The 11,735-nt window shown below is 73.9% G+C and carries 12 protein-coding genes and 2 pseudogenes; 4 read left to right on the plus strand and 10 right to left on the minus strand.

What is annotated here, in order from left to right; translation table 11 throughout:
• Positions 1-106 precede the first annotated feature (106 nt).
• Genes AMK16_RS21540 through AMK16_RS21565 form a run of 6 tightly spaced genes read right to left on the minus strand, consistent with a single transcriptional unit; the run spans position 107 to position 5,542 of the window.
• Positions 107-1,351 (minus strand): cytochrome P450 family protein, encoded by a 1,245-nt coding sequence (locus AMK16_RS21540; protein ID WP_073918250.1) that lies wholly within the window; start codon positions 1,349-1,351, stop codon positions 107-109.
• Positions 1,348-2,586, minus strand: a complete 1,239-nt coding sequence (locus AMK16_RS21545; RefSeq protein ID WP_073918251.1) for a cytochrome P450 — start codon at positions 2,584-2,586, stop codon at positions 1,348-1,350. The genes AMK16_RS21540 and AMK16_RS21545 overlap by 4 nt, the downstream gene beginning before the upstream one ends.
• Positions 2,583-3,209: a GTP-binding protein gene (locus AMK16_RS21550; RefSeq protein ID WP_073918253.1), complete on the minus strand. Its 627-nt coding sequence runs from the start codon at positions 3,207-3,209 to the stop codon at positions 2,583-2,585. The genes AMK16_RS21545 and AMK16_RS21550 overlap by 4 nt, the downstream gene beginning before the upstream one ends.
• A complete protein-coding gene (locus AMK16_RS21555; protein WP_073918255.1) occupies positions 3,190-3,549 on the minus strand; it encodes a DUF742 domain-containing protein in 360 nt (119 codons plus the stop codon). The genes AMK16_RS21550 and AMK16_RS21555 overlap by 20 nt, the downstream gene beginning before the upstream one ends.
• Positions 3,546-3,947, minus strand: coding sequence for a roadblock/LC7 domain-containing protein (locus AMK16_RS21560; RefSeq protein ID WP_073918256.1), 402 nt, complete (start codon positions 3,945-3,947; stop codon positions 3,546-3,548). Before AMK16_RS21560 ends, AMK16_RS21555 begins: the two co-directional genes overlap by 4 nt.
• Positions 3,944-5,542 (minus strand): sensor histidine kinase, encoded by a 1,599-nt coding sequence (locus AMK16_RS21565; protein WP_073918258.1) that lies wholly within the window; start codon positions 5,540-5,542, stop codon positions 3,944-3,946. Before AMK16_RS21565 ends, AMK16_RS21560 begins: the two co-directional genes overlap by 4 nt.
• A 326-nt stretch (positions 5,543-5,868) precedes the next feature.
• Between AMK16_RS21565 and AMK16_RS21570 the strand changes: the two genes are divergently transcribed.
• Complete coding sequence (locus AMK16_RS21570; RefSeq protein ID WP_079191642.1) at positions 5,869-6,861, plus strand: ATP-grasp domain-containing protein; 993 nt, start codon at positions 5,869-5,871, stop codon at positions 6,859-6,861.
• Positions 6,858-7,676: an ATP-grasp domain-containing protein gene (locus AMK16_RS21575; protein WP_073918259.1), complete on the plus strand. Its 819-nt coding sequence runs from the start codon at positions 6,858-6,860 to the stop codon at positions 7,674-7,676. Before AMK16_RS21570 ends, AMK16_RS21575 begins: the two co-directional genes overlap by 4 nt.
• A 113-nt stretch (positions 7,677-7,789) precedes the next feature.
• On the opposite strand, the pseudogene AMK16_RS21580 reads toward AMK16_RS21575, so the two are convergent.
• Positions 7,790-7,897: pseudogene (locus AMK16_RS21580) on the minus strand (dihydrofolate reductase family protein); the annotation flags it as partial.
• Between the two features lie 2 nt (positions 7,898-7,899).
• On the opposite strand from AMK16_RS21580, the pseudogene AMK16_RS21585 reads away from it, so the two are divergent.
• Positions 7,900-8,019, plus strand: a pseudogene (locus tag AMK16_RS21585) (dihydrofolate reductase family protein); the annotation flags it as partial.
• Positions 8,020-8,090: 71 nt separating this feature from the next.
• On the opposite strand, the gene AMK16_RS21590 reads toward AMK16_RS21585, so the two are convergent.
• Both AMK16_RS21590 and AMK16_RS21595 read right to left on the minus strand, forming a co-directional pair.
• Positions 8,091-9,203, minus strand: coding sequence for a DUF2330 domain-containing protein (locus tag AMK16_RS21590; RefSeq protein WP_073918859.1), 1,113 nt, complete (start codon positions 9,201-9,203; stop codon positions 8,091-8,093).
• 65 nt (positions 9,204-9,268) lie between these two features.
• Entirely contained in the window at positions 9,269-10,189 is a 921-nt protein-coding gene (locus tag AMK16_RS21595) for a hypothetical protein (protein ID WP_143196847.1), read from the minus strand.
• Positions 10,190-10,376: 187 nt separating this feature from the next.
• Here AMK16_RS21595 and AMK16_RS34310 point away from each other — a divergent pair, with 187 nt between their 5' ends.
• Positions 10,377-10,799, plus strand: coding sequence for an STAS domain-containing protein (locus AMK16_RS34310; protein ID WP_158071233.1), 423 nt, complete (start codon positions 10,377-10,379; stop codon positions 10,797-10,799).
• A 102-nt stretch (positions 10,800-10,901) separates the two neighbouring features.
• On the opposite strand, the gene AMK16_RS21605 is transcribed toward AMK16_RS34310, so the two are convergent.
• Complete coding sequence (locus tag AMK16_RS21605) at positions 10,902-11,612, minus strand: ABC transporter ATP-binding protein (RefSeq protein ID WP_073918264.1); 711 nt, start codon at positions 11,610-11,612, stop codon at positions 10,902-10,904.
• Between the last annotated feature and the right edge of the window lie 123 nt (positions 11,613-11,735).

Genomic DNA, 11,735 nt, shown 5'->3' on the forward strand with positions numbered 1-11,735 from the left:
GCGGGCGTCCGGCCCCGCCTCGGGGCGGCGCCTGACCCGACCCGGCCCCTTCCGTGGGATCCCGCGGCCGCCCGCGGGCGGCCGCGGCAGTCCGCGCCGGGTCGGGTCAGGCGAGCCGGACCGGGAGGTCGAACAGGTCGTTCTGGGTGAGGATCGGCTTGTTGCGCAGTTCCCCGGGGGCGACGGCCAGGGTCAGGTCCGGGAAGCGCGCGTACAGGGCGGGGAGGGCGACGAGCGCCTCCAGGCGGGAGAGGGCCGCGCCGGGGCACACGTGCGGGCCGTGGCCGAAGGAGATGTGGCGGTTCGGCGTGCGGGTGACGTCGAACCGCCCGGCCGTCTCGCCGTGCTGCTCCTCGTCGCGCCCGATGGCGCCGAAGGACACGATGAGCCCCTCGCCGGCGGGCAGGACGCGGTCACCCACCTCGATGTCCTCGGCCGCGAAGCGGATCAGGACGTGCGAGGTCGGGGTGGACCAGCGCAGCGTCTCCTCGATGACGTTCTCCCACGGGACCTCGCCCTTGAGGACGAGGGCGCGCTGCTCGGGGTGGGTCTCCAGAGCGACGACCGCGTTGACGATCAGGCTGATGGTGGTCTCGTGACCAGCCGCGACCATCAGCTGGAGGGTATTGGTGATCTCCTCCGTGGTGAGGTGGTCACCGTCCTGGGAGGCGGCGATGAGGGCGCTGGTGAGGTCGTCGCCCGGCTCCTGCCGCTTGGACTCCACGATGCGCGAGAACAGCGCGCCGAGGTCCGCCATCATCTGCGGCACCTCCTCGGGGAGGGTCTGCGTCGAGAAGAACTTCTCGAACAGTGCCTTCAGCCGGGGGTGTTCGACGGCGTCCACGCCCATCAGCTCGCTGATGACGTTCATCGGCAGCGGGTAGGCGAACCGGGCCTTGAGGTCGACGCTCTCGCCGGCCGGGACCTCGGCCAGCCGGTCGAGCATGCCGGTGGTCAGCGCCTCGATGCCGGCGCGCAGCTTCTCGACCCGGCGGACCGTCAGGGCCTGCGCGACCAGGGTGCGCAGCCGCCGGTGCTCGTCCCCGTCGACGGTCAGCATGGAGCGGCCGGGATTGGCGAGCCCGATCAGCGGCCAGTCCAGGGGGATCTCGCCGCGCTGCCAGGCACCCCACACGTTGATGTCCTTGACGACCCGGGAGTCGGTCAGGAGCTTGCGGGCCTCGGCGTGCCGGGTGACGGCGTACACGCCGACCCCGCCCGGCAGCACGACCCGTACGAGCGGACCCGCGGCGCGCAGGGCCGCGCTCTCGGCGTCGAGGTCGGCGACGAAGGGGTCCAGCGTGATGGCGGCCGGGCCGTGGGGGCCCGTGTGGTCGACGGGGCACGTCATCTGATGGCTCCAAGGGCAGGGGTCGGGGTGTAGGTGACGGGCAGCTCGGTCAGGCCGCGCAGCCAGGGCGACGGCCGCCGGGTCAGCGCGGAGGCGGGTACGGCGAGGTCCACGTCGGGCAGCCGGTCCAGGAGGACCTCGATGCCGGTGCGCGCGATGACCTCGGCGACCTCCTGGGCGGGGAAGGGACACCGGTGGTCGCCGTGGCCGAAGGAGAAGAAGGCGTTGTTGCCGCCCGTCAGCGCACCCGCGTCGGTGCGGACGTGCGGGTCGGAGTTGGCGGCGGCGAGGCCGAGCAGGACCAGGTCGCCGCCGGCGATGCGGCGGCCGCCGAGGTTGGTGTCGCGCGAGGTCCACCGGCCGGCCACGTTCTGGGTGGGCGTGTCCTCCCACAGCACCTCGTTCATGGCCTCGCCGACGCTGTGGCGGCCGCCGGCGAGGGAGGCCGCGAAGCGGTCGTCGGTGAGCATGAGGCGCAGCGAGTTGCCGATCCAGTCGGCGGTGGGCTGGTGGCCGGCGGCCATCATGACCATGAGGTCCTGGGCGATCTCGTCCAGCGTGAAGCCGGCCGTGTTGGCGAGCATCCGGGAGGCGACGTCGGGGCCGGGCTCCGCCTGCTTGGCGGTGAGCAGCCCGTACATGGACTCGCCGAGGTGGCGCTGCCCGTCGAGGGCGCCCTCCCGCCCGTTGATCATGTCGTTCATGGCGGTGACGAGGCCGGGGCCCTGGGCGTCGGAAAAGCCGTAGAGGCGGGCCAGGACGCGCAGGGGCAGCAGCATCGCGTACTCGGCGACGATGTCGCAGGAGTTCCTGCCGCAGAACCGGTCGATCAGCTCGTCGGCGAACCGTTCGGCGTGGCCCCTGAGTTCGAAGGGGTCGACCGACTCCAGCGCGTCGGAGATGACCGCGACCCGCTCGCGGTGGCGTTCCCCGACGGTGTAGAGGATGGACGGCTGCTTGCGGCCGATCATGGGGAGCAGCGGCCAGTCGGCGGGGATGCGGTCCCACTGGTTCCACAGGTCGGAATCACGCGAGAAGAGCACGGGGTCGCTGGTGACCTGGTGCAGTTCGCGGTAGCCGAGGACCAGCCACGCCGGTATCCCGCCGTCGAGGACGACCGGGGCCACGGCGCCGTGTTCGCGCCGCATCTCGCGGTACAGGGCGACGGGGTCGGTCTGGAACCGGGGGCCGCCGAGGGGGACGGGCTCGGGGTCGTGGGCGGCGGGGCAGGTCACGGGGTGGGCTCCGGGGTCTTCGGCTGGTGGCTCGAAACGGCCGTCTGGAGGTGCTGGACGAGGGAGATCAGGACGTGCTTGCTGGACTCGCGGGAGCGGGCGTCGCAGAACACGAGCGGAACCTCGGGCGGCAGGTCGAGGGCCTGGCGGACCTGTTCCCGGGTGTGTGCGGGGCCACCGAAGTCGTTGCAGGCGACGACGAAGGGGGTGCCGTGGTGTTCCAGCCGGTCGATGGCGTACCAGGACTCGGCGAGGCGCCGGGTGTCGACGAGCACGACGGCGCCGAGGGTGCCGGAGAAGAGCCGGTCCCAGAGGAACCAGAACCGCTCCTGGCCGGGGGCGCCGAAGAGGTAGAGCACGTTGTGCGCGTCGAGGGTGATGCGGCCGAAGTCGAAGGCGACGGTGGTGGCGGTCTTCGAGGCGATGCCGTCGGTGTGGTCGACGCCCTCACCCGCCTTGGTCATCGTCTCTTCGGTGTTCAGCGGGCGGATCTCGCTGACCGAGCGGACCATCGTGGTCTTGCCGACGCCGAAACCGCCCACGATGACGATCTTCAGACCGTTGTCGGCGGTGCTGTGCAGGGTCTGGCGGGTTTCGCTCTGGTCAGAGGTTGCGGAGTCCAACGAGCACCTGCTCCAGGATGTCGGGGTCGGGAAGGAGGTACGTCGAACGCGGGTGCCGGGCGCTGATCCGCCCGGTACCGAGCAGGTCGGCGAGGAGGATCCGGACGATCGACACCGGCAGGCCCAGCTCGGCCGCGATCTCCACGACCGCCGTCGGGTACTGGCACATGCGCAGGATCGCCGCGTGCTCCGACTGCATGCCGGGGACCGGGTCGCATTCGGTGACGATCAGCGTGACGAGGTCGAAGGCGTCGGAGCCCGCGCGGCTGCGGCCGCCGGTGAGGGTGTAGAGCCGGTCCGGGGAGTCGTCCCGGCCCGGCCGGTGCGTACTCCTGCTCATCCCCGGGGCCGGGCGACGAGGTGCTCGCCGAGCTGCTCGACCAGTTCGGCCATGTTGTGCCCGACGAGTCCCGCGTCGGCGTCCTCGGCGGCGACGAGCGCGAGGTGCGCTCCCTCACCGGCCTCGACGATGAAGAGGATGCCGCCGTAGAACTCGGCCATGGCGGAGCGGACTCCGCCGGTTCCGTCGCCGAACTCGATGGACGCGCCGTGCGAGAGGCTCTGGATGCCGGCGGCGATGGCGGCGAGCTGGTCGGCCTGGTCGACGGAGAGCTCGGGCGTGCGGCACAGCTTGAGGCCGTCACGGGAGAGCACGAGGCCGTGCCGGGCGCCGGGGGTGCGCTCCAGGAGTCCTTCCAGGAGCCAGCTGAGCGTCTCGTCGGTGGTGGAGCCGGTCATTCCGTTTCGCCTTCCGGGTGCGGGGGGTTCGTGGGCTGCGCCGAGGTGCCGCGCACGGCCTGGCGGAAGCTGCCGAAGCGGGCGGCCGACCGGGACGCGCCGCTGGGGTCGGTGGTGGCGCGGGGCGCCGAGGCGGAGTCGGGGCCCTCGGGGTGGGCGGCGGCCAGGGTCCGGCCGCGCCGCCGCTGGGGCAGCCCGCTTTCGCCGATGACGGGCACCGGATGCTGTCCGGTGGACTCCGCGTCGTGGGCGGGGGGTCGGCCCCGGGAGGCGGTGGTCTCCGCCCGTCCGTGCGTACGGCCGCGGGCGGGCCCGGCGTCCCGCGGATCGGCGGGGGTGACGTGGGCGGTACCGGGCTCGGGGGCGCGCTGCTCGGCCTCCGCCGCGGGGGCGGGCGCGGGCGCGGGGGCGGGCGCGGGGTCGGGGGCGCCCTCGGGGACGGACGGGGTCTCGGCGCCGGGCGCGGTCTCCGCCGGGGTACGGCTGATCAGGTCCTGCGGCAGCATCATCAAGGCGCCCGTGCCACCGCGCGCCGAGGGGCGGAAGGAGACGGTCAGGCCGTGCTTGCGGGCGAGGCGGCCGACGACGGCGAGACCCAGACGGGTACCGGAGAGCCCGGCGAGGTCCAGGGACTCGGCGCTCACGGCCTGTTCGGCGCGGCGCAGCTGCACCTCGCTCATCACCAGTCCGCTGTCCTCGACGGTGATGATGATCCCGGCCGGCACCTCCTCCACGTAGACGTGGACCTCGGCGGTCGGCGGAGAGAAGTTCGCCGCGTTGTCGAGGAGTTCGGCCAGGGCGTGCATGACGCCCTCGGCGGCGTGTCCGGCGACGGCGGCGTCACTGGTGGAGTGCAGCCGGACCCGCTGGTAGCCGCCGATGCGGCCCATCGCCCCGCGCAGGATCGATTCCATGACGATGGGCTTCGCCCACCGGCGGCCCGACCGGGCGCCGGTGAGCACGGCGATGGAGTCGGCGAGGCGGCTCGCCTGGGCGGTGCGGTGGTCGAGGTGGAGCAGGTCGCCGAGGACGTCCTCGTCGGCGTGCCGGTGCTCCATGTCCCGCAGGTCGGCGAGCATTCCGGTGGCGAGGGCCTGCATCCGGCCCGCCGCGTTGGCCGCGGCGGCCATGGCGGCGGCCCGTCCCGACTCGGCGCGCCGCAGCTCGTTGCCGAGCCGCTCGCGAGCTGCGGTCTGGGCGGCGGCCAACCGGTCCAGTTCCGCTGCGTGTGCGGTGACCAGGCCCTGGAGCTCGGTCGTGTGGTCCGCGTTCAGGCGGCTGCGCTCGGCGGTGTGGGCGGCCGCGTCGCGGGCCGCGTCGGCGGTCAGCCGGGCGATGTGCGCGTCACGGGAGGCCAGTTCACCGGCGAGCCCGGCGATCCGGCCGCGCAGCAGCCGCGCCGTACGAGCCGTCCACGTCACGGCGAAAGCCGCGATGGCGAGCAGCAGCACGCCCGCGCCGGCGAACCAGCCGAGGGGGAGCCGGATGGACGACGGGGCCGCGGCCACCGCCGCCGTGGAGAGTGCGCCACCGACCACTGCGGTGATCAGCAGGGCGAGCACGGAAGGGCGCAGGGGGGAGGGCGACGCCGTCATCAATCAAAGCCTCAAACCGGGCGTAAATGGAAGAGAGGGTTCCTGTGAGTAACGAGAGCTCACTATAGGAGAGTTACTGATCGTTTTGGAAAGTTCCTGGCGAATTTCACGCTCAGTAACGACCATTACGGGGCGCTGCGAGAGGTTTTCGGGCTGATTGAGCACACTGGGCACAGGGACGGCCGCCCTTGGCGGAGGCGGAAGCGGAGAGCCCGGCAAGGTCGCTCACACGCGGACCGATCATCACATTGTCGTCCATGCCATCCTGTGACGTCACAACTCGCCGGACGGGATCGGCGGACGTCCGGGAAATATGGGGAAGGTCCATGAGGCTCTGCTTCCTGGTGGAGGAGCACTACCGCCACGACGGGATGCCGAACGAGGTCATCCGGCAACTGACCGCGTGGGGGCACCGGATCGACGTGGTGCGGCCGGGCGGCTCGCTGCTGCGCATGACCGAGGTCGTACAGGCGGGCACGCACGACGCGTGGGTGCTCAAGACCGTCTCCGGGGGGCCGGGCCTGACGCTGCTCGAAGCCGCGTCCGCGGCCGGGGCGACCACGGTCAACGACGCCCGGTCGATCCGGAGCGTACGGGACAAGGCCCTGGCCGCCGCCATCGGCCGGGCCCGGGGGCTCCCGCTGCCGCCCACGTACGCGGCGGCCTCCCCCGCCTTGCTGCGGGAGGTGCCGGCGGCACAGTACCCGCTCGTCGTCAAACCGGCCGACGGGAGCTCCGGGAGGGCCGTGCACCTGGTCTCCTCGCCGGAGCGGCTGGAGGCGATGCTCCCCGTCCTGGCCGGCGAGGGCCTGCTCATCGCTCAGCCGTACGTGCCCAACCCGGGCACCGACATCAAGGTCTACGGCGTCGGCGGGGAACTGTTCGCGACCGAGCGCTGCTCCCCGCTGCACCCGGACCCCGCGGTGCGCGAGCGGCGGGTCCCGCTGTCCTCCGAGGTCGCGGCGATCGCCGCGCAGGTGGGTGAGGTGTACGGGCTCGACCTGTACGGGGTGGACGTGCTGCTCGGGCCCGAGGGGCCGGTGGTCGTCGACGTGAACGACTTCCCGAGCTTCCGTCAGGTGCCGAACGCGGCGGCGCGCGTGGCGCGGGCGGTACTGGCGCTCGCCCGCGCGGGCGGCTCCGCGCCGCCGGTCCCGCAGACCGCGGCGGTCCCGGGCCCCCGATCCGTCCCGGACGCCCCGCCGGTCCCGGACGCCCCGCCGGTCCCGCACGCCCCGCCGGTTCCGTCGGCGCGGCCCTACACGCTGCCCGTGTCGATCCCCTCCCGGGCGTCCTCGGTGCCGGTGGACCGGGCATGAGGATCGGACTGATCACTCCTGAGCCGGGGCACCCGCTGCTCGCGGCGACCACGGCGCTGCTGGCGCCGGCGCACTCCGTCGAGGCGCTCGATCCGCTCGCCCGCGACAACCCCGCCCGGGCTTCGGTCCTGGCCGACGTCTACCTGCTGAAGTCGCGCACACCCCAGGCGCTCGACCTCGCGCGGGACCTGGAGCGGCGGGGCGCGCCCGTCGTGAACACCGCGGCGGCGACCGCACTGTGCCAGGACCGTACGTCGATGGCCGCCCTGGCCCAGCGGGCCGGACTGCCGTTCGCGCGGACCCGTACCGTCGGCCCCCTCGCCGCGTGGGCGGGCGGGGCCGCGGTGCCCTCCCCCGTGGTCGTCAAGAGCCGCCACAGCCGCCGGGGCGACCTGGTCGCGCGGGTGGAGGATGCCGCGGGCCTGCGGGAGTTGGCGCGGGCCTGGCCGTGGGAGCCGGTGGTGGTCCAGGAGTTCACGCCCAACAGCGGCTGGGACCACAAACTGTGGGCGATCGGGGACCGGGTCTTCGCCGCCCTGCGCCGGTCCGAGCTCGCCCCTGGCGGGCGCGGGCCCACCCGGCCGCTGCCCCTGGCCGAACTGCCGCCCGGGTGGGCCGATCTGGTCCGCGCGGTCGGAGCCGCGTTCTCTCTGGACGTCTACGGGGTGGACGTCATCGACGCCGGCGGCGGGACACCGCTGATCGTGGACGTGAACGCCTTCCCCGGCATCCGCGGCCAGACGGGCGCCCCCGAGGCACTGGCGGCGCTGGCCCTGCACCGCGCCGCAGGGCGGAACCGGGACCCGTCCCTCTGAGCGGTGCGGGACCGGTTGTCCGGCGTGGCCCGGGGGCCCGGTGCTCCGTGGCCCGGCCGCGGCGCGGCCCGCCGGGCTCCCCCGGTGGCGGGGCCGGCGGGTGCGCGCTCGCGTCAGCGGACGACGTCGAAGACGTTCTTCTGGATGCCGTTGGCGTAGGCCTCGTGCTCGACGAGCTTCAGCTTCTGGGTGTCCTTGTCCGTCGAGCTGAACAAGCGCTTTGGAGACCGAGGGCGGACCGATCATCGTCCACGGCAGTGCCTCTTTGAACCAGGCCCTTTCGGACGCCGGTCTCGTCGACCGCTACCACCTCCTCGTCTTCCCGCTCCTGCTCGGCGCCGGCAACACGTCTGGTCTTCGGCGGATGCGGCTCGGTGCTCACCGCGAACCCGACACACGGCTGCGGCGCACCAGTCATGATCTACGACTGTGGACCCCGGCAGGACTCATCGGTCGTCGCCGCCTCGACTTGAGCCGGATCAACGTGAGGGCGGACGCCACCAGGGCCACCAGGGCGGCCGACACCGTCAGGAGCCAGACCGGGATGCCGTCGCCCACCGTCAGGAGTTCGTCGCGGTAGACGGTCCGGTGGTAGGGGGTGTCGGCGGGCGTGGCGCGCAGTTCGTGGTCGGCGTCTATCCGGCCCGGCACCGGGAACTTCTGGTCGATGGCCGTCAGGAAGACCGGGGCCGCGCCCGCGAGAGCGGCCAGCGGTCCGTCCTCCTTCGGGGTGATCCGTCCCGCGAAGGTCACCTCGGGCGCCGATCCGCCGATCGGGGAGTTCGGCTCCATGCGGTGGTCGGCCAGCACGTACAGGCCGAGGGACTGGGGGGCCTTCGCCATCCGGGAGAGCCGCATCGGGTAGACGAGCCGCGCGCTGTCGAAGCGGATCTTCAGCGGGTCCAGGTCGCCGCGCAGCGCCTTGCCCTGCTCCCGGGGGGCCAGTCGTACGGCCACGTACTCCCAGTGCTGGTCGACGTAGGGCTTGACCTCGGTGGCGAGCCGGTCGGGCAGTTGGAAGCCGTTGGCCTCCAGCCACTTCTTCAGGGCGTCCGGGTCGGTGGCGGTGAGGCGTGCGACGTCGAAGTCGCCGAGTCGCTCGCGGCCGACGACGCCGACCTCGGGCGCCGCGCTGCCGGGCATCGGGGCGCCGGCGGTGTCACCGCGGTGGGAGGAGAAGGGCCAGTCCCGCCCGCGCGGCCAGAAGTGGTTCCGGGTCCGGTGCTCGGGCCGGGTCAGGGTGGCGAGTTCGCCGAACACGTCACCGTCGCCCAGCTCCACCGCGGCCCGCCCGGGCACCGGCATGATCCAGGCGGCCCGATGGGCGTCCCCGCCGACGGTGAAGCGCATGACGATCTGTTCCGTACGACCGTCCCAGCGCACGACGGACGTCTCCCGGTCGACCCCGATCACGGAGTGCCCGTCGGGGACCATCGCCCCGCAGCCGCACGCGTAGGCGGGGGCGACCAGGGCGCCCACCTGGGTCGCGAGCAGGGCGAACAGCAGCGGGGCGACTCTTCGTTTCATCCACACGGGGTCTCAGACGACGACCCGGGTGATCCGGTTCCGTGAGGTCCGGGCGCCGCGCTGCCTCAGGTGTCTTCGGGCGCCGTGGGCGCGTCGGCGGAGGGCGGGTCGGCCGGTCCGCCCTCCGCCTGCGGTGTGGCGCCGTCGAGGGCGCCGTCGAGGGTGCGGAGCCGGCGGGTGGCGCTCTGCGCGGCCCGCCGGGCCCCGGCCGCCGCGTCGTCGGCCGCGCGTCGCTGCTGCCGCGCCTGCGCCACGGCGTGGTGCGCGCGGTCCCGGGCCGCCTGGGCGCGGTCCGCCTCCGCATCGGCGGTGGCCGCCCGTTCCACCGCACGCTGGTGTGCCTCCTCGGCCAGACGCAGTTCGTCCTCGCGTGCCGCGACGGCCCGCTGCGCGTTCTGGACGGCCGTGCGGGCCGCGTCCACCCGGGGGTCGGGCCGCCGCTCGGCAGCCCGGGGCGCGGCAGCGCGGCGCCCGGTCGCCGCGGCGGCGGGCGGTACGGCGCCAGGGTCGATGCCGGGGAGGTCCGTCGGCAGGGCGGGGGCCTTCGCCAGGCGGCCGGATGCCCAGGCGTCGGCCGCCTCCGGATCGGCCAGCGCCGCATGGAGGATCTGCTCGACCTCCCGCAGCACGGTCTCGGAGACCGGTGTGCCCGCCTCGCCGGCGAGCCGCTGCGCCTCGCGGGCCAGCGCGCCGATCACCACGTGCTGCTGGTGGGAGAGGGCCCGCAACCGGTCCCCGTCCAGGGACCGGTGAGCCTTGCGCAGCGCCTGCCCGAGGCGGCGGAACTGTTCCACTTCCTGCGGCATCGCCCGTACCAGCGTGTTGGACGTCCAGGCCGCGAGCGTGGGCCGCCGCAGCTGCGCGATCCGCTTGCGGGCCGCGGGGTCGCCCTCCCGCCCGGCCCCGGCCGCCGCCTCGTCGCGCGCCCCGACGAACCGCGCCGGCGGCAGCGCGTACAGGGCGTCGATGACCTCTTCCACATCCACGCCGCCCACTGTCCGTCATCGCCGGTCGCGTGCGCGGGACCGTCCGCGCCCCGCGCGCCGCGCCGTGGACACGGCCGTGGCCCGCGTGGGCGACGAAGATCGCCAAAACGGGTCAGCGGCACGGCCCGCGCGAGTGAAACACGCGGTACCACCCGTTCCCACCTGGGGCGCGACCCGTTGGGGGAACATGCGCACTCCGATAAACACCCCCCGAGACCTCCCCGCGGAAGCCCCGGTCCCGTCCGTGGCCGACGCCTTTCGCGCGTCCTTCACCGATCCCGTGGTGGAGACCGCGACCGACTCCCTTCCCCGCATACGGGCCACGCTGCGTGACGGCGCGCTCGCCGTGGGCCTCGCCGGGGAGTTCGACCACTACACCTGTGCGCCCCTGCGCAGGCTCCTCGACGAGGGCGCGGCCCGCGGCGCCCGCCGTCTCGTCCTCGACGCGGCGGAGGTCACCTTCTGCGACTCGGCCCTGCTGCACACCCTGGACCGGTGGGCCCTGACCGGCGGCCGTGTGGAACTGGCCCGCACCTCCCGCTCGCTGCGCCTGCTGCTGAGCACGGCGGCCCGGGTGCACCCGCCGCCGCGGTTCAGGTTCGGCGGCTGAGCCCATCGCCGGACGCTCCGCCGTCGGACGCCGGCCGTTCGCCGCCGGAGGCTCGCCACTCGCCGCCCGCCGGCTGCGCGTGACCGGACGGCCGCCGCCCGGTCACGCGCAGCCCCCGTCGACGATCCTGCCGTCGCGCAGCTCCACGACCCGGTCCGCCAGTTCGATCAGGGCCGGGTCGTGGGTGGCGACCAGCGCGGTGACGCCCTCTGCGCGCACCACGGCGCGCAGCAGCTGCATGAGGGAGCGGCCCGTCCCGGAGTCGAGCTGGCCGGTCGGTTCGTCCGCGATGATCAGGTCGGGCTCGTTGGCCAGCGCCCGGGCCACGGCCACGCGCTGCTGCTGGCCGCCGGAGAGCTCTTCGGGGCGCTGGGCCGCGTGCTCGGCCAGTCCGACCATGGCGAGCAGGGTCCGGGCGCGCTCCTCGCGCTCCCGGGCGGGGGTCCCGCGCAGCCGCATGGGGACGCCGACGTTCTCGGCGGCCGTCAGGACGGGGATGAGGCCGAAGGACTGGAACACGAAGCCGATCCGGTCGCGGCGCAGTGCCAGCAGTTCCGGCTCGTCGAGCCCGCCCAGGGCGGTGCCGTCGATGCGGACGGTGCCCGAGCTCGGGACGTCGAGCCCGCCCACCAGGTTCAGCAGGGTGGTCTTGCCCGATCCCGACCGGCCTTTGAGAGCGGTCAGTTCGCCGCGGCGGACCTCGAAGGAGACTCCGCGCAGGGCGTGTACCGCCCGTGGGCCGCTGCCGAAGCTGCGGTGCACGTCCTCCACCGCGACCATGGCCGCCGCCCCGCTGTCCTGATGTTGCGTCATGTGGTGGGTCCTCCCCCTGGCATCGGTCCGCAACCGGCCGCCGACGGGCGCCCCCTGAGCGTCCGCCTCCAGAATTTGCTCACTTGTCGCGTCTTTCGCGCAAGTCCCTTCCCTCACGCGTTC

Source organism: Streptomyces sp. CB00455 (assembly GCF_001905445.1).
Classification (GTDB): domain Bacteria; phylum Actinomycetota; class Actinomycetes; order Streptomycetales; family Streptomycetaceae; genus Streptomyces.